Consider the following 16,624-nt stretch of genomic DNA (forward strand, 5'->3'; position numbering starts at 1 on the left):
GAACAGGGAAAAACCGAAGGAAAACCCCATGAAATCTTCGTAAGATTTCGGCGGTCCTGCCGCGTCCCGACATCGCTCCAAGCCCTATAAATAAGGGGAAGCGAGCAATTTACTGCCTGTTTTTCTCACCCGAACGGACGGTCGGCGCAGGGCCGCGCGGGGCTGTCCGCGCCCCAGTCCCAAGGCTAGTATGATTCCCGAGGTTCCAACGGAAGCATCACCCCGTGAACGTATCGCAGGCCATCAGGAGAAGCGCTCGCCGTGCGCCGGGCCGGGATTTGCCCGGTGGAGAACGGGTGTGACCCAGCGAATTGCAACTGCTGCGATGGAAGGCTGGCCCGCTCTTGTCCCCGGCGGCAAGCGGCTGGCGCGATCGCTTGCGGTGCTTGGCCTCGTCGCCGCGTCCTCCGGTTGCATCCTGACCAAGGATCTTCCCGATCCCGCGCTCGACGTCCCCGAAGGCTACAAGGCGGCGCGGCTTTCGAAGGCCGCCGACGCGCTGCCGACGCTCGACTGGTGGCGCGGCTTTCGCTCGCGCGAGCTGACGGGCCTGATGGAAGAGGCGCAGACCGTCAATCTGGACATTGCGGCGGCCACCGCGCGGTTCAAGCAGGCCGATGCGCAGGCGCGAATCGCCGGCGCGGCGCTGCTGCCTACTCTCAGCGGCAGCGGCTCGGAGAGCTATTCCCGGACCTCCGGATCGAGCGCCAGCGGCTTGAGCATTGGCGGCCGTGAGGTGGTCAATTATTCGGCCTCGCTGAGCGCCAGTTACGAGCTGGACTTCTGGGGCAAGAACCGCGACGCCGCGCAGGCCGCGGAGGAGACCGCAATCGCCAACCGCTTCGACCGCGATGTCGTCGCGCTGACCACGCTGACGACGGTTGCGAATGCCTATTTCCAGGTGCTAACCGCGCAGGACCGGCTTCGGACCGCACAGCAGAACATCGCCAGCGCCGAGCGCATCCTCAACGCCATCCGCGACCGCTTCAAAGCCGGGACCGGCACCGACCTCGACGTCGCGCAGCAGGAGAGTGTGGTCGCCAACCAGCGCGCGCAAGTGCCACCGCTGAAACAGACGCTCGACCAGAACATCAACGCGCTGGCAACCCTGGTGTCGCGGCCGCCGGAATCCGTTCGCGTCAAGGGCGGGTCACTCAACCAGATCGGTTCGCCGCGGGTCACGCCCGGCCTGCCGTCGGAGTTGCTGACGCAGCGCCCTGACATCCGCCGACAGGAAGCGCAGCTTGCCTCGGCGACCGCCAATGTCGGCAATGCCCGCGCGCAGTTCTTTCCAAGTATCCAATTGACCGGGCAGGGTGGCTATCAAAGCTCGGCGCTGTCCTCGCTGTTTCAGCCGCACGCCGCCTTCTTCAGCATGGTCGGCAGCCTGACCCAGCCGATCTTCGACGGCGGCAGGATCCTCGGCAATTTCGAGTTCACCAAGGCGCGGCAGGACGAGTTGCTGCAGATCTATCGCAAGACCGTGGTGCAGGCCTTTGCCGATGTCGACAATGCCCTGTACTCGATCCGCCAGACCACGGAGAGGCTGCGGCTGCAGCGCGAAGTGGTGGCGGCATCGCGGCGGGCCTTCCAGCTTGCCGAGCAGCAGTTGCGGGCTGGAACCGCCGATATCGTAACTGTGCTAAATACGCAGACGACGTTATTCCAGGCGGAGGATTTGCTGTGGCAGGCCCAACTGGCCCGGCTGCAGGCGATCGTCAGCCTCTATCAGGCGCTGGGGGGCGGCTGGGAGCCCAGGATGGAAAGGCCGGTCGATGCTCTTTAAGCCGGAAGATGACAAACCGAAGACGGCTGGCAAGCGCGTCGCGCGCGGCATTGGCCGGCGGATGGTGTCGCTGACGATCACGCTATTGATCCTCGGCGGGCTCGGCTATCTCGGCTGGTACGCCTTTCAGCAGAAACAGAATGGCCGTGGCGGGCCCGGTGCGCGCCCCGACCTGCCGGTGCCGGTGCTGGCGGCTGTGCCGCGGACGCAGGATGTGCCTGTGTACCTCGATGCTGTGGGCTCGGTTCGCGCGTTGAACAACGTTATCGTGCGCGCTCAGGTCGACGGCAAGCTGATCAAGGTGAATTTCGTCGAGGGCCAGGACGTCAAGCAGGGCGACGTGCTCGCCGAGATCGATCCCGTGATCTACCAGGCCCAGTACGATCAGGCGGTGGCCAAGAAGGCGCAGGACGAGGCGCTGCTCGCCAACCAGAAGCTCGATCTGGCGCGCTATCAGCAACTCGCCGCGTCGAATGCCGGCTCCAAGCAGCAGGCCGATACGCAGCGCGCGGTGGTCGCCCAGCAGGAAGCGCTGGTGCAGGCCGACCAGGCCGCGATCGACAATGCGCGGGCGATGCTCGGCTATACGAAGGTCATCGCGCCGCTGACGGGACGCGCCGGCCTGCGCCAGGTCGACCAGGGCAACATTATCCGCGCCGCTGATGCGACCGGCCTCGTCATCCTGACGCAGTTGCAGCCGATCGCGGTGCAGTTCAGCCTGCCGCAGCAGCAGATCGTGCGGGTCAACGCCGCCGCCGCCAAGGGCGTGCTGGCGGTGGACGTGTTCGGCAATGACGGCGTCACCGTCGTCGATACAGGTACGCTCAAGGGCATCGACAACCAGGTCGATCCAACCACGGGCACGCTGAAGCTGAAGGCCGAATTTCCGAACGCCAAGTTCCAGCTCTGGCCCGGACAGTTCGTCAATGTGCGGCTGAAGGTCGAAACGCTGGAGAAGGCGATCGTCGTGCCGGCGTCAGCCGTACAGCGCGGCCCTGTCGGGACGTTCAGCTATGTGATCGGCCCCGACAATGTCGCGACCGCCAAGCCGGTCGTGGTGACGCAGCAGAACGAAAACGACGCCGTGATCGCGAGCGGCCTTTCGATCTCCGACCGCGTCGTGACCACGGGCTTTGCCAATCTGTCCGACGGCGCCAAGGTTCTGATCGGCACCGACGACCGGGCGCCGACCGCGGACCTCGCGCCGCGCAAGCGCAGCCGCAGCCCCGATGCCAAGGGAGATGCCAAGGGAGAGCCCAAGGGTGCTCAGGGCAAGGATGGCGAGCACCGCGGCAAGCGCGAGCGCGGCGAAGGCGATCAGAAGGGACAAACCGGCCCGGCACCAGCCGAGCCGTCGGGCGGCGCTGCGAAGTCGCAGCCATGATCGACGCCGCACGCCTGAAATGAATTCGCAAGTGAGGACGCAACCATGAGCGTCTCCGAACCGTTCATCCGCCGGCCGATCGCGACCTCGTTGTTGGGGATCGCGCTGATGATCGGCGGTGCGCTCGGCTACTGGGCGCTGCCGGTATCGGCGCTGCCGCAGGTCGATTTTCCGACCGTGCAGGTGACGACGCAACTGCCGGGCGCGAGCCCCGACGTGATCGCATCCCTGATCACGGCGCCGCTGGAGCGCCAGCTCGGACAGATTCCGTCGCTGTCGTCGATGCAGTCGACCTCTTCGTTCGGCGTCAGCCAGATCTCGCTACAGTTCGACCTCAACCGCGACATCGATGGCGCCACCCAGGACGTCCAGGCCGCGATCAATGCCGCCGCCGGGATACTGCCGAAAAACCTGCCTTATCCGCCGACCTACGCCAAGGTGAACCCGGCGGATGCGCCGGTCCTGACACTGGCGCTGACGTCGGAGACGATTTCGCTGCGCGCGATGAGCGATATCGCCGACACCATCCTGGGCCAGCGGCTCAGCCAGATTTCCGGCGTCGGGCGCGTTGCAATCCTCGGCGGGCTCAAGCCTGCGGTGCGGGTGCAGGCCGATCTGGCGCGGCTCGCCGCCTACGGCATCTCGATGGAGGATCTGCGCAACGCCATCGCGGGCGCCAACGTGTCGGGGCCAAAGGGATCGCTCGACGGCGCGCAGCAGGCCTACACCATCGCCGCCAACGACCAGATCGCGGCGGCGGAAGCTTACAAGCCGATCATCATCGCCTATCGCAACGGTTCGCCGGTCACGATCGGCGACGTCGCCATCATCATCGACGGGCTGGAGAACGACCGGACCGGCGGCTGGTATCAGGGCACGCCGGCCGTGATCATCGACATCCAGCGGCAACCCGGCGCCAACGTGATCGAGGTGGTCCGGCAGATCCGCGCGGAAATTCCCAAGGTGCAGCGCGCGATCCCGGCCGGCGTCAATCTGACCATCGTCTCCGACCGCACCGTCACCATTCGCGCCTCGGTGCACGACGTCCAGTTCACGCTGATCCTTTCCGTGGTGCTGGTGACGCTGGTGGTGCTGCTGTTCCTGCGGTCGCTGCGCGCGACCCTGATTGCGGGCGTGGCGCTGCCGCTGTCGCTGATCACCAGCTTCGGCATCATGTATTTTTCGGGCTTCAGCCTCGACAATCTGTCGCTGATGGCGCTGACAATCGGCACGGGGTTCGTGGTCGATGACGCCATCGTGATGATCGAGAACATCGTCCGCCACATGGAGAACGGCGAATCCGTCATGGAGGCGTCGCTCAAGGGCGCCAGCGAAATCGGCTTCACCGTGATTTCGCTGACGGTGTCGCTGATCGCGGTGTTCATCCCGCTATTGTTCATGTCCGGGCTGGTCGGGCGCATGTTCCGCGAATTCGCGCTCACGCTGACGATCGCGGTGGTGACGTCGGCGATCGTGTCGCTGACGCTGACGCCGATGATGTGCTCGCGGCTGCTCAAGCATGTCGGCGAGGAGATGACGGTCCCGGGGCTCGCCGCCGTCAGCCGTGGTATCGACCACATGGTCGCCTTCTACCATCGCACGCTGCTGTGGGTGCTGCAGCGCCAGCGCGCGACTTTGATTGTAACGTTCGCCACCATCGCGGCGACCCTCGTGATGTACGTGATCGCGCCGAAGGGCTTTTTGCCGCTGCAGGACACCGCGTCGATCACCGCAGTGACTGAGGCCGGGCCCGACGTTTCCTTTGCCGAGATGCAAAGCCGGCAGGCGGCGGCAGCGGCTGCGATCCAGGCCGATCCTGACGTCGTCGGCGTGGTCTCCGTGATCGGGGCGGGCTCGGTCAACCCGACCACCAATGTCGGACGCCTGGTGATGACGCTTAGGCCACGCGGCGAGCGGCACGACGACATTTCCGTCGTGGTCGATAGGCTGAAGCAACGCACCGCGTCGATCCCCGGCATGACCATCTATTTCCAGCCGGTGCAGGACGTGCAGATCTCGACCCAGTCGAGCCGCTCGCAGTACCAGTATACGCTGACCGGCACCGATGCGGCGCAGGTCTCGCTGTGGTCGCAGAAGCTGATTGCCGAAATGCGCCGCGATCCGCTGTTCCGCGACGTCTCGTCGGAAGCGCAGGAAGGCGGCTTGCGCGCTGCGCTCGACATTAACCGGCAGCGCGCCGGTCAACTCGGCGTCAGCATCCAGGCGGTCAACGACACCCTCAACGACGCCTTCGCACAGCGGCAGATTTCGACGATCTACGGCCAGGCCAACCAGTATCGCGTGGTGCTGGAGGCGATGCCGATGTACCAGCGCGATCCGTCGATCCTCTCGAAGCTCTATCTACCGGGGGCCGCGAGTACGACCGCAGGCGCGCCCGGCGCCCAGGTGCCGCTGTCGGCGGTGGCGACGCTCACCCGCACCACCGCGCCACTGGCGATTTCGCATCTTGCGCAGTTTCCAGCCGTCTCGCTCAGTTTCAACCTCGCGCCCGGCGAGGCGCTGGGCGATGCCGTCGACGCGGTCAAGAAGATCGAGACCAATATCGGCATGCCCGGCAGCATCGTCGGCGTCTATGCCGGCGATGCGGCCGAGTTCTCGAAATCGCTGGCCGGCCAGCCATGGCTCATTCTGGCGGCGATCGTCACCATCTACATCGTGCTCGGCGTGCTCTACGAGAGCTACATCCACCCAATCACCATTCTCTCGACGCTGCCGTCCGCAGGCGTCGGCGCCATTCTGGCGTTGATGCTGTTCGGGCAGGATCTGTCGGTGATCGGCCTGATCGGCATCATTCTATTGATGGGCATCGTCAAGAAGAACGCGATCATGATGATCGACTTCGCATTGGAGGCGGAGCGGCATCAGGGCATGTCGCCTAATGAAGCCATCGTGCAGGCCTGCCTGTTGCGCTTCCGTCCGATCATGATGACGACGCTGGCCGCGCTGTTCGGCGCGCTGCCGCTGGCGATCGAAAGCGGCACCGGCGCTGAATTGCGGTTTCCCCTCGGCATTTCCATCATCGGCGGCTTGCTGCTGAGCCAGTTGCTGACGCTCTATACGACGCCGGTGATCTATCTGGCGCTTGACCGGCTCAATCGCAAAATCGAGAAGGCCGTGCCGGACCCCGGGCCTCCGGGGCCAACGGTTGCCGGCGCGACCGAGGGGATGCAATAGATGGCATCGATCTCGGAGCCCTTCATCCGCAGGCCGGTTGGCACCACGCTGCTGGCGATTGGGCTCTTTCTGGTCGGCATCGTCGCCTATGTCTTTCTGCCGGTCTCGGCCGTGCCCAATGTCGACTTCCCGATGATCCGGGTGTCGGCCACGCGGCCCGGCGCCGATCCTTCCGTGATGGCCTCAACCGTTGCCGCGCCGCTCGAACGCCGGCTCGGCCAGATCGCGGGCCTCGACCAGATCACTTCGACCAGTTCGCTCGGCACCACCAGCATCCAGTTGCAATTCTCGATCGGCCGCGACATCGATCGCGCGGCGCGCGATGTGCAGGCTGCGATCAATGCCTCGCTGGCGGACCTGCCGAGCGACCTGCCGTCGCTGCCGCGCTTCCGCAAGGCCAACCCTTCAGCCGCACCGGTATTCGTGCTGGCGCTGACGTCGAAGACGCTGACGACCAGTGCGATGTACGACGTCGCCGATACCGTGATCGCGCAACGCATCTCGCAGGTGCCGGGCGTGGGCGAAGTCAACGTCACCGGCGCCGACCAGCCCGCGGTGCGTATCGCGCTCAACCCGGTGGCGCTGTCGAATGCGGGAATCGCCACCGACGACGTGCGGCTTGCCATTATCAACGCCAATCCGCTGGGTCCGGTCGGCATCTTCAACGGCGGCCGCCAGAGCGAGACGATCTCGACCAACAAGCAGATGCGAACCGCGGCCGAATTCCGCGACATCATCATCAAGAGCTCGGCCGGCAATTTCGTCCGCCTCGCCGACGTCGCCGAGGTCGAGGATTCCGTCCGCAACAGCCGCTCGATCGCCTGGTTCAACAAACAGCCCGCGGTGTTGATCCAGATCACCAAGCAGGGCGACGCCAACGTGATCGACACGGTCGACCGGGTGAGGGCGCTATTGCCGGATCTGAAGCAGTGGCTCCCAGGCGGGGTAGAGATTTCGACCCTGGTCGACCGTACCGGCACCATCCGCGCCAGCGTGCTCGATATGCAGTACACGCTGCTGGCGACGGCGTTCCTGGTGATGGTTGTCGTGTTCGCGTTCCTGCGGCGGCTGACGCCGACCATCGCGGCCGGCGTCTCGGTGCCGCTGGCGCTGGCCGGCACCTGCGCCGGCATGTGGCTCGCCGGCTTCTCGATCGACAATCTGTCGCTGATGGCGCTCGCGATCTCGGTCGGCTTCGTGGTCGACGACGCCATCGTCATGATCGAGAACATGTACCGCAACCTCGAACACGGCATGGCGCCTTACCCGGCAGCGCTGGAGGGCGCCAAGCAAATCGGCTTTACCGTGCTGTCGATCAGCCTGTCCCTGATCGCGGCGTTTACGCCGCTGATCTTCATGGACGGGATCGTCGGCCGGCTGTTGCGCGAATTCTCGCTGACGCTGACCTTTGCGATCGTGGTGTCGACTGTGGTCTCGCTCACGATCACGCCGATGATCTGTGCGCATTACATCAAGGAGGCGACGTCGGATCGCGCGACCTGGTTCGATCGCCTGGTCGAGGGCACGCTGTCGCGCATCGTTTCTTTCTATACCTGGACGCTGCGGGCGGTGCTGGGCTTTCCGTTCCTGACCCTGCTCGTGTTCTTTGCCACCATCGCGCTGACGGTGGTGCTCTATATCAAGACGCCGAAGGGCTATTTCCCCACTGACGACAGCGGGTTCGTGATCGGCGCGACGCGCGCATCCCCCGACACATCGTTCCAGGCGATGCTCGGGCTGCAGCAGCAACTGGCCGACATCGTCATGGCCGACCCGGCGGTCGCCGGCGTCGGCTCTTCGCTCGGCGGCACCGCCGGTCCTGGCGGTGGCGGCTCCAACCGCGGCACCATGTTCATCAGCCTGAAGCCGCCGGAGGAGCGGGCAGGTATGTCGACCGCGCAGGTGATCGATCGCCTGCGGCGGAATCTCTACCGGGTCGCCGGGATCCGCCTGTTCATGTTCGCCGCGCAGGACATCCGCACCGGCGGTCGGCAGAGCGATTCCGACTATCAGTATACGCTGTCGAGCACCAATCTCGATCTGTTGCAGAAATGGGCACCGCTGGTCGCCAAGCGCATGGAGACGGTGGAGGGCATCACCGACGTTTCGAGCGACCGCGACCCCGGCGGGCTGCAATTGTCGCTGGTGATCGACCGCAAGACGGCGTCAAGCCTCGGCGTGCGCGTCCAGGATATCGACAACGCCCTGAACAACGCGTTCGCGCAACGGCAGATCTCGATCATCTATACCCAGCGGAACCAGTACATGGTGGTGCTGGAAATCGATCCGAAATTCCAGAGCGATCCCTCCAACCTCGAGCGTATCTTCGTGGCCGGCGCCAACGACGCCCAGGTGCCGCTATCGGCCGTGGTGCGCTACCAGCGCGGCCTGTCGCCGCTCGCGGTGTATCACTCGCAATCGTTCCCCTCGACGACGGTGTCGTTCAATCTGCTGCCCGACGTGCCGCTGGAGGTCGCGACTACAAACATCCAGCGCGCCGTCGAGGAACTGCACATGCCGGAAGGCATCCGTGGCAGTTTCGACGGCAATGCCGGCGATTTCAACAAGACCAGCGGCCGGCAGCCGCTGCTGATCCTGGGCGCGCTGGTGGCGATGTATATCGTGCTCGGCGTGCTCTATGAGAGCCTCGCGCATCCGATCACGATCATTTCGACGCTGCCATCCGCAGGGCTCGGCGCGCTGCTCGCGCTGCAGGTGACCAATACGCCGCTGACCGTGATCGCCTTCGTCGGCATCATCCTGTTGATCGGCATCGTCAAGAAGAACGGCATCATGATGGTCGATTTTGCGCTCGACGCCGAGCGCCACCGCGGGCTGTCGTCGGCGGACGCGATTTTCGAGGCGTGCCGCGCCCGCTTCCGGCCGATCCTGATGACGACAATGGCCGCCTTGTTTGCCGGCATTCCGCTGGTCATTGCCACCGGCCCCGGCACCGAGCTGCGCCGGCCGCTCGGCATCACCATCATCGGCGGATTGTTCGTGTCGCAGATCCTGACGCTTTATACGACGCCGGTGATCTACCTGCTGATCGACCGGTTGCGGCAGCGATCCCGGCCGGCAGCGATCCCGGCGCCGGCCGAATAGAAGCTTCGAGGGGCTTTTGCAGGGCCTCAGCGTTGCTGTTGGCTTTTCACATCGCCCGCAATGGCATCGACGTATGGCTTGTAGCGAATGGAAAGGGTTCGCAGAGAACTGACGATTTTTTCTTTCTTCTCAGGCGGCAAATCCGGGCCGCTGGCAAGTTTGTACAGTTTTTCTTCCATCGTTCCCCAAAATGCCGGGCCACCTTTTAGTATCGCCAGTTCACTCGCCCGCTCTTCGATGAAGCCCGTAATAAGAGTGAAGGCCACATAAAAAAACACGAGCACCGCACAAGTGACAGCGGCAAGCTTTATAAAAAAAGTCGTCAACGGCGAAGGGGCAAATGATGGTTTCAATGCCGTCTTGTCCATTTCACTTGCTGACATTCCAGTGCTCTCCAGTTGCAGTTTGGGTCGTTTATCACCATGACCAACAATCGCACAATCTCCACAGCCTTGACGATCAGCGGCCTGAACCCGTGAGGCGGAGCGTCTCGATATCAGTTTCGGACCATCTCATCACCAACGCCAAATTCGATGCAAGAGCATCTTCTTCGTCTCCCGGTTCGGCTGCGGAGCGTATTCGGCGAAACTTCTCGTGAAAGGGACAAGGCCGCGGTTTTTTCGGCCTCAGCCGGCCTTGCAAGTGCGGCGCCGGCGGTCACGGTGCCTGCCGAACGGTTGAATTACCCGCCACGAAGCGTATAGCGGGCGAATGTCAGAACAAGCCAATCCCAAGTTTGGCGTCCCCAAGTCCGGCGCCGCCGAAGAGGTGGTCCCGGACTGTCCGCATTGCGGCAAGCCGCTGCCGCTCTGTATCTGCGACAGCGTTACGCCGATCAAGAGCCGCATCTCGCTGTTGATCCTGCAGCACCCGCAGGAGCAGGACAGGGCGCTCGGCACCGCGCGGCTGACCGCGATGCATTTCAAGGATGCGGTCGTCAAGATCGGCCTGTCCTGGCCAAGCCTCTCCAAGGCGCTGGGACGGAAGGTCGATGATCCCTCGCGCTGGGCGGTGCTTTATCTCGGTTCAGCCAAGGTCGCCGATCTCGATACCGATGCCGAAATCGTCGCAATCAATCGCAAGGGCGAGGTCGAGCCGCACCAGCGCGCCATCCTCTCCGACATCGAAGGCATCGTGCTGCTCGACGGAACCTGGAGCCAGGCCAAGGCGCTGTGGTGGCGCAATGCGTGGATGCTGAAATGCCAGCGGGTCATTCTGGGCCCGAAACGCCCGTCACGTTACGGCAAGCTCCGCAAGGAGCCGCGCGGCGACGGCCTTTCCACGATCGAGGCCGCAGGCCTGCTGCTGGCGGGGCTCGAAAAGCGGCCTGAGATCGCCGAGGCGCTCAACGCCAGCTTTGACCGAATGCTGGCGCGGTATCGGGAAGTGCAGGCCGAAATGCCCAAGCTCGCGCCCAAGCCGAAGAAGAAGGACTATCGGCGGCGCAAGCGGGGCTGACTTCCGACCTTTCAACCAAAGGCTGTCGACGAGGTGCGTATGTCTCGCTGGGTGTCCAGTGTTGCACCGTTACCCGCCTGGTTCCAATGTCGGCCTCACGACATAGGTAATCCTGTTTTGCCCCGGAAACGGCTGTGGACAATGGTGACACGGCTCTTGACGGTGATAAATTCCTTACCCTCCGCGTAACAATTTGGAGCTTAGTCGATGACTTTAAGCACAGAAATTCTGACGCGTTCTCCATTACTCGACGCTGATGGACTGGAAGGAGAAATCGGCAACATAATCAGCAGAACCCGGCGAGGGCCGGTCCTCCGAGAAGTGTCCGAAAGCCACGATCATCCGTTGCCGAAAGGCCCGATGCCCGACTACGTCGAGCACAGGGAAGGGGTCAATCAGGTCGGCAAGCTCTCGGCCGAAGCCGTGGTCCGCGAATACGACGCGGCAGTGAAAGAGATTGAAGCCCTCGGTGCCGAACTGACCGAGGCCGCCAGGAAATGTGAGGCGATGGTCGCAGGCGTTCACGCCACGGTGAGCGAGATCAAGGAGTTGGCGGCGAATTATCGTGAGGAAGGCAAGCGCTACTTCCTGCAGATCGAGGATTGTTCCCTGATGACATCCGAAGTCCGGACCGTCTGCGAGACGCTCAAAAAGAAAATTGCCGCAGGTAGTAATCTCGCCGCCTGATGTTCCGGCTGTGGCCGGTCCTGGTGGCGGCCGCGCCGTTCGTCGTCGCGGCCATAAGCTGGGTATTCTAGGTCGCACGGCCGTCACCGAGATGTCGATGACGGCACGCGCCAGATGGCAGGTCGGATGTCCGTTCCGACCTGAGACTCGGTCACGTCTCGTGACGCGCGGCGCCTGAAGGTTGCTCCATTCTTTCCCCCGCACTATGACGGACGCGTCGGATGCAAGCGGAGCAACGGGATGGAATTGGTCGCGCATTTGCGCCTGTTGAGACAGGCTTCGATTGATCTCGTCTTCTTCTGCGGCGTTCCGATCGTGCTGGCGATAACTTCGGCCGTTCTCGGACCGTACACGGCCATCATGGGAGGCACCGGCGCGACCGTCTACATCCTCTCGCTCGCCATTGTGCCTTGGTGCCTGACCGGCCTTGTCACCCAATTGGTGAGCAAAAGCGCCGGGCGAAGACTGCCGCTTTGGCTGATTGCGGCCATCGGTGCCATCGCCGCCGGCCCCTTCGTGTCGCTCTACGTGTATGTCATCAATGCGATCGCCGTCGACATCTGGCCGGCTCTGGACGCCTTGCGCCCGGCTGCGTTCAGCGCGGAACATCTCAAATCCGCCGCCTTGTCGGAAGGACGCGCCATCGTGCTCTGGATCGCCTTCGTTGTCATTTTCCATGAGACGCTGGGCTGGGCGAGGTTTGCGTCGCCAGTCGCGGAAGCAAGCCGCGAAGAGCGCTTTCAACTGAGCGGCGCTGAATGGACGGCGGAAGACGATGCGCTGTTGCGATCGTTGATTCGTAACGGCGAGCCGCCGAGGGCTATCGCGCTGGAAATGAAGCGGACGGTCGCGGGTATCCGCGCCAGGACTGCAAAGCTTGGTCTTCGGAACAACCGTATCGGCGATAGGTCCGCCAACTGAGGCGCCGGCCGGGCGGCACGATCCGGACTGTTTCAGTTTGCTAACCAGTGCTGCGCAGGGCCGGCGCTGCTTGGTTGCCTATCCGGGGCAGGGCGTATATGAGTGCGCCCGATGGGGCCACGTGGCGGAGTGGTTACGCAACGGTCTGCAAAACCGTGTACACCAGTTCAATTCTGGTCGTGGCCTCCATCCATATAATCAATGGCTTAGGCCGATTATAGGAGAGGCCATAGGAGACCAGCCGCGCTTCAGCAGACGGCGTGCCAGCCCTCGGGAAACGGAACCAGCGGCCACGGGCCCCGGTTGTCGTTGGCGGCGCGCGGCGACGGATAAGAGCGCTGGGTCTGGACCACGAAATCATCCTCCGGGGCTGGCGCAACAGCCGTTTGAACGGCTTCCAGCAGCAAGTCGTATTCAACTTCGCTCATCGCGCTCTCCGGGGTTCCAGAGGCGATGGTCGCAAAACTATTTTGTTTCCATATTGAGCGGATCGTTCGAATTTTAACGATTCGGCGACCGCGGCAAAGCTGGTTACTGAAGTGTTGAGTTCCCCGCTTAAACGCTAACCCCGCGCAGGCGGGGTCGAGTGTGAGAAAAATCACTTTTTGCAAAATTTAGTTCGCGTATTCGCCTGGATGACGCCGGCCTTGTCAAGGCGGGCACGATCCAGGGAGACGCGGTCATGAAGGCACGGTTTGCGCGAAGTGCGGCAGGGCTCTTTCGTTCGCGCCGGGCTTCGACGCTCGGCTTCCTGCTCACGCTGATGGCGAGCGGCTCGGCCGCTGCCCAGCAAGGCACCCCCGAACAACGCCGGGCCTGTACGCCCGACGTCTACCGCCTCTGCGCCGGCGAGATCCCGAACGCCCGGGCGATTACCGCATGCCTGCGCCGGCAGAAGTCGAGCTTGAGCCCGGCTTGTGCTGCGGTGTTCGAGCAGTGAGCACCAACCGCTTCCTTACATCTCCAGCGCGGCCAGATTCTTCGGCAGCATCCGCTTGAACAAAGTGAGAATGCGGGCAGCTTCCTTCGCGTCCTGCGTAATGGCGTGGCGGACTGTGGCGGCGATCAGCGTCATGATCAGTTGGGAAAACGAGGCGAGGGCGGTTGCGGGCGCGCCGGGTGCGATCCGCCGCAGCGCATCGCCGAGCAGCCCGGCGAGATAGACGCCGTCCTCCTCGTCGAGTTTTTGCAGGGCACGGTCGGCCTGCGTCGCTTGCCAGATATCGCGCATGACCGGCACGTCCATGAACATCTGATAGTAGCTGTCGGTAATACGGCACAAAGCCGGATGCAGATCCCTTGCGTTCCTGACCACGGCGAGGTCGCGCCGGACGCAGTCGCGGCCAACCGCATTGTAGCGTTCCGCCAGCGTGCCGATGATCGCGGTCTTGTCCGGAAAGTATTGATAGAGCGAGCCGAACGGTACGCCGCTGCGCTCGACGACGTCGCTCATGCGGAAGGCTTCGCTGCCCTTTTCAGCCATCAGCGCTGCCGCGCATGCGAGGATTTTCTCGAACCGCTCGCGGCTGCGCTGCTGGGTCGGGACGAGGCGCGCCAATCCCCCAGCGCCTGCTTCGGCGGCTTTCTGTCCGGCTTTTCCCCTCGGCATCGGTCCTCTCACATAAAAGCGACTTGACGTTACTAATACGAGAGTTTATCGGGTTTAGCAAATACGAGGTATTCTCGTATTACGTTCCGAAAGGATGATCCATGTCAGAACTTCCGATCCTGATCATCGGCGGCGCCGGCAAGACCGGGGCGCGCGTCAATGCGCTGCTGAGGGCGAGCGGCGTCCCGACGCGGCCGGTGTCGCGTTCGACGCCCATTCCGTTCGACTGGACCCGGCCCGAGACATGGCCGGCCGCGCTTGCCGGCGTCTCGATGGCCTATGTCACCTTCCAGCCGGATCTTGCCGTCGAGGGCGCCGCCGAGGCGATCGCGGAGGTCAGCCGGCTGGCGCGCGCGAACGGACTGGAGCGCGTCGTATTGCTGTCGGGCCGCGGCGAGCCGGGGGCGCAACGGGCGGAGGCGGCGTTGCAGCAATCCGGAGTTCCCTGGACCATCGTGCGCGCAAGCTGGTTCGACCAGAATTTTTCCGAAGGCTATCTGCTCGACGGCGTGCTGGCCGGCGAGATCGCCTTGCCGGCGGGTGCCGTGCCCGAACCGTTCATCGACGCCGATGACATCGCCGAGGTCGTCGTCGCCGCGCTGACGGATCGGCGTCATGCCGGCAAGGTCTATGAGGTGACGGGGCCGCGCGCGCTGACGTTTGCGCAAGCCGTGGCCGAGATCGCCCGGTCCGCGGGGCGGCCGGTGCACTATCGGCAAATCGGTTCGGAAGAATTTGCCGACGGCATGCGGCCCCATGTCCCCGAGGAATACATCGCGCTTCTGCTCGAGTTGTTCACCGTCGTGCTCGACGGGCGCAATTCTGATGTCGCGCACGGCGTCGAACAGGCGCTCGGCCGCCCCGCGCGCGACTTTGCGGATTACGCCCGCCGAACCGCGGCGACCGGTGTCTGGAGGGCATGATCATGCTGCACATGTTGATGGTCGGCCTGCTGTGGTTTTCCGCTGTTGGCTGCGGCCTGCTCGCCGGTCTTTATTTCGCGTTTTCGGCCTTCATCATGACGGCGCTTGGCCGCATCGGGCAGGCGGCAGGCATCGCGGCGATGAATGCGATCAACATAGCGATCGTCCAATCGCTGTTCCTGCCGATCTTCCTGACGACGACGGCCGCGAGCGGAGCCCTGGCGGTGATCGCGCTGTTTCGCTGGGGCGAGCCCGGCGCGATGGCCATGGTGGCCGGCGGCGTGCTCTATGTGCTCGGCATGTTCGTCGTCACGATGATCTTCAACGTGCCCTTGAACAACGCGCTTGCCGCGGCCGACCCCGCAAGCCCCGAGGCCGCCTCGCTGTGGGCGCGCTATCTGACGGACTGGACGTTGTGGAACCACGTGCGGACGGTCGCATCCACGGCAGCTTGCGCGCTGTTTATTGCGGCGATTGCGGCAAGGTAGGGCGCGCCGGAGATGCCGACAAACAAAAGCCGCCCCGGATCAGGGGGCGGCTTTCGAATTGTTTTCAGCGCGTGAGATCAGGCAGCCGTGAGAGCGCTTCCATTCCGCTTGCGGCGATAGGCCATGAAGCCGACGCCGGCGAAGCCGAGGATCATCATCGCCCAGGTCGACGGTTCCGGGACCGCAGCTACGGCGGTGAAGTCTGCCACGATCTTGAGCGTCGACGTTCCGCCCTCGGGATTCACCCATTTGGTGCCGTCGTACCATCCATCGCCATATTCAACGAAGTGAATGTCGGAAACCTTGACGCCGTTGAGGACGAATGGACCAAGGTTGTTGAGCGTTGCCTGGGTGATGTTGAACACGTTGTCAGGCGACGGGTTGGTCGTCTGCTGGATATTCAGGTTGAACAGCTGAGAATCAAACGCATTGCTCGGCGAGGTGAAGTTCAGCGAGAACGTGTAGTTGACGTTGAAGTTCTGGTCGGTGTTGTAGGTGGCCAGGTTCACCCAGGTGATCTTGCCGATAACGTAATCGTTCTTATCGGTCGGGACGTTGGTGCCGACGATGTCCGTGATGGTCAGCGTGCTCGGCTTGTTCTGATAATTGGATGCGCCCGACATTTTGAGCACATTGCCGTTGTTGGTAATGGAACAACTGGGGCCGCCGCCGCAATTCGTGACGTTGGAAAAATTGCCGTCGCCGGTGAAGCTCACGAGTGCTGCATTGGCCGGTGAATGCACTGCAGCGGCGAGCAAACCTGCGGTCAGAATTTTAAATACCTTGCCCATGTCGGGACACCCCAATTTTTAACGATTTATTATAATGCGACCCTCTCAGTTATTATATAGCTAGTCAAGGGAGTAGATTTAATTTTCAGAATTAAATGTCATTCCCCCGGTTGTAGGGTGAATCATGTTCGCCTGAAAGGAAGTGCTGGCCGGGCTGAGCGGGCGGCTTTTCAAAGTCCGATGGCTTCGGGCCAGAACACCGGCCGGCGCAGCCGTTTCGTGGCGCGCGCGCGACAGCTGGCGAATTGCGGAAAAGATATCCGGCAAAACGCGGCGA

14 protein-coding genes and 1 tRNA gene are annotated in these 16,624 nt (G+C 63.3%); 11 read left to right on the plus strand and 4 right to left on the minus strand.

What is annotated here, in order from left to right; all coding sequences use genetic code 11:
• Positions 1-325 precede the first annotated feature (325 nt).
• The 4 genes from V1286_RS15220 to V1286_RS15235 are packed head-to-tail and all read left to right on the plus strand — an operon-like array spanning position 326 to position 9,470.
• Complete coding sequence (locus V1286_RS15220) at positions 326-1,786, plus strand: efflux transporter outer membrane subunit (RefSeq protein WP_334489684.1); 1,461 nt, start codon at positions 326-328, stop codon at positions 1,784-1,786.
• Complete coding sequence (locus V1286_RS15225) at positions 1,776-3,170, plus strand: efflux RND transporter periplasmic adaptor subunit (protein WP_334480687.1); 1,395 nt, start codon at positions 1,776-1,778, stop codon at positions 3,168-3,170. The genes V1286_RS15220 and V1286_RS15225 overlap by 11 nt, the downstream gene beginning before the upstream one ends.
• Before the next feature lie 45 nt (positions 3,171-3,215).
• Complete coding sequence (locus V1286_RS15230) at positions 3,216-6,365, plus strand: efflux RND transporter permease subunit (protein ID WP_334480689.1); 3,150 nt, start codon at positions 3,216-3,218, stop codon at positions 6,363-6,365.
• Positions 6,366-9,470 carry an efflux RND transporter permease subunit gene (locus V1286_RS15235; protein WP_334480690.1) on the plus strand — a complete coding sequence of 1,035 codons (3,105 nt, stop codon included), beginning with the start codon at positions 6,366-6,368 and terminating at the stop codon, positions 9,468-9,470. It begins immediately after the preceding gene.
• 26 nt (positions 9,471-9,496) lie between these two features.
• Here the strand turns inward: V1286_RS15235 and V1286_RS15240 are convergent, their stop codons facing one another.
• The gene (locus V1286_RS15240; protein WP_334480691.1) at positions 9,497-9,853 is read right to left on the minus strand and encodes a hypothetical protein; all 357 of its coding nucleotides are present in this window, start codon (positions 9,851-9,853) and stop codon (positions 9,497-9,499) included.
• Between the two features lie 328 nt (positions 9,854-10,181).
• On the opposite strand from V1286_RS15240, the gene V1286_RS15245 reads away from it, so the two are divergent.
• The 4 genes from V1286_RS15245 (at position 10,182) to V1286_RS15260 (ending at position 12,725) form a co-directional block, all read left to right on the plus strand.
• Complete coding sequence (locus V1286_RS15245) at positions 10,182-10,928, plus strand: tRNA-uridine aminocarboxypropyltransferase (RefSeq protein ID WP_334480693.1); 747 nt, start codon at positions 10,182-10,184, stop codon at positions 10,926-10,928.
• 207 nt (positions 10,929-11,135) lie between these two features.
• Positions 11,136-11,615 carry a hypothetical protein gene (locus tag V1286_RS15250; RefSeq protein WP_334480695.1) on the plus strand — a complete coding sequence of 160 codons (480 nt, stop codon included), beginning with the start codon at positions 11,136-11,138 and terminating at the stop codon, positions 11,613-11,615.
• A gap of 240 nt (positions 11,616-11,855) precedes the next feature.
• Positions 11,856-12,536 (plus strand): hypothetical protein, encoded by a 681-nt coding sequence (locus V1286_RS15255; RefSeq protein WP_334480696.1) that lies wholly within the window; start codon positions 11,856-11,858, stop codon positions 12,534-12,536.
• A gap of 115 nt (positions 12,537-12,651) precedes the next feature.
• A tRNA-Cys gene (locus V1286_RS15260) sits at positions 12,652-12,725 on the plus strand.
• Between the two features lie 59 nt (positions 12,726-12,784).
• Here the strand turns inward: V1286_RS15260 and V1286_RS15265 are convergent.
• Complete coding sequence (locus tag V1286_RS15265) at positions 12,785-12,964, minus strand: hypothetical protein (protein WP_334480697.1); 180 nt, start codon at positions 12,962-12,964, stop codon at positions 12,785-12,787.
• Positions 12,965-13,218: 254 nt separating this feature from the next.
• Here V1286_RS15265 and V1286_RS15270 point away from each other — a divergent pair, with 254 nt between their 5' ends.
• Positions 13,219-13,476: a hypothetical protein gene (locus tag V1286_RS15270; RefSeq protein ID WP_108519417.1), complete on the plus strand. Its 258-nt coding sequence runs from the start codon at positions 13,219-13,221 to the stop codon at positions 13,474-13,476.
• 15 nt (positions 13,477-13,491) lie between these two features.
• Here V1286_RS15270 and V1286_RS15275 read toward each other — a convergent pair whose 3' ends face one another.
• Positions 13,492-14,145 (minus strand): TetR/AcrR family transcriptional regulator, encoded by a 654-nt coding sequence (locus tag V1286_RS15275; protein WP_334480700.1) that lies wholly within the window; start codon positions 14,143-14,145, stop codon positions 13,492-13,494.
• Between the two features lie 101 nt (positions 14,146-14,246).
• Here V1286_RS15275 and V1286_RS15280 point away from each other — a divergent pair, with 101 nt between their 5' ends.
• Together V1286_RS15280 and V1286_RS15285 are read left to right on the plus strand one after the other, a co-directional pair.
• Positions 14,247-15,068 (plus strand): NmrA family NAD(P)-binding protein, encoded by an 822-nt coding sequence (locus V1286_RS15280; protein WP_334480702.1) that lies wholly within the window; start codon positions 14,247-14,249, stop codon positions 15,066-15,068.
• A gap of 2 nt (positions 15,069-15,070) precedes the next feature.
• Positions 15,071-15,556, plus strand: coding sequence for an anthrone oxygenase family protein (locus tag V1286_RS15285; protein WP_334480704.1), 486 nt, complete (start codon positions 15,071-15,073; stop codon positions 15,554-15,556).
• A gap of 77 nt (positions 15,557-15,633) precedes the next feature.
• Here V1286_RS15285 and V1286_RS15290 read toward each other — a convergent pair whose 3' ends face one another.
• Positions 15,634-16,347, minus strand: coding sequence for a choice-of-anchor K domain-containing protein (locus V1286_RS15290; RefSeq protein ID WP_334480705.1), 714 nt, complete (start codon positions 16,345-16,347; stop codon positions 15,634-15,636).
• Positions 16,348-16,624 lie beyond the last annotated feature (277 nt).

Source organism: Bradyrhizobium algeriense, assembly GCF_036924595.1.
GTDB classification, from domain to species: domain Bacteria; phylum Pseudomonadota; class Alphaproteobacteria; order Rhizobiales; family Xanthobacteraceae; genus Bradyrhizobium; species Bradyrhizobium algeriense.

Coding starts and splice junctions, on each gene's coding strand:
- V1286_RS15220 (WP_334489684.1), top strand. CDS start 326: ATGGAAGGCTGGCCCGCTCTTGTCCCCGGCGGCAAGCGGCTGGCGCGA.
- V1286_RS15225 (WP_334480687.1), top strand. CDS start 1,776: ATGCTCTTTAAGCCGGAAGATGACAAACCGAAGACGGCTGGCAAGCGC.
- V1286_RS15230 (WP_334480689.1), top strand. CDS start 3,216: ATGAGCGTCTCCGAACCGTTCATCCGCCGGCCGATCGCGACCTCGTTG.
- V1286_RS15235 (WP_334480690.1), top strand. CDS start 6,366: ATGGCATCGATCTCGGAGCCCTTCATCCGCAGGCCGGTTGGCACCACG.
- V1286_RS15240 (WP_334480691.1), bottom strand. CDS start 9,853: ATGTCAGCAAGTGAAATGGACAAGACGGCATTGAAACCATCATTTGCC.
- V1286_RS15245 (WP_334480693.1), top strand. CDS start 10,182: ATGTCAGAACAAGCCAATCCCAAGTTTGGCGTCCCCAAGTCCGGCGCC.
- V1286_RS15250 (WP_334480695.1), top strand. CDS start 11,136: ATGACTTTAAGCACAGAAATTCTGACGCGTTCTCCATTACTCGACGCT.
- V1286_RS15255 (WP_334480696.1), top strand. CDS start 11,856: ATGGAATTGGTCGCGCATTTGCGCCTGTTGAGACAGGCTTCGATTGAT.
- V1286_RS15265 (WP_334480697.1), bottom strand. CDS start 12,964: ATGAGCGAAGTTGAATACGACTTGCTGCTGGAAGCCGTTCAAACGGCT.
- V1286_RS15270 (WP_108519417.1), top strand. CDS start 13,219: ATGAAGGCACGGTTTGCGCGAAGTGCGGCAGGGCTCTTTCGTTCGCGC.
- V1286_RS15275 (WP_334480700.1), bottom strand. CDS start 14,145: ATGCCGAGGGGAAAAGCCGGACAGAAAGCCGCCGAAGCAGGCGCTGGG.
- V1286_RS15280 (WP_334480702.1), top strand. CDS start 14,247: ATGTCAGAACTTCCGATCCTGATCATCGGCGGCGCCGGCAAGACCGGG.
- V1286_RS15285 (WP_334480704.1), top strand. CDS start 15,071: ATGCTGCACATGTTGATGGTCGGCCTGCTGTGGTTTTCCGCTGTTGGC.
- V1286_RS15290 (WP_334480705.1), bottom strand. CDS start 16,347: ATGGGCAAGGTATTTAAAATTCTGACCGCAGGTTTGCTCGCCGCTGCA.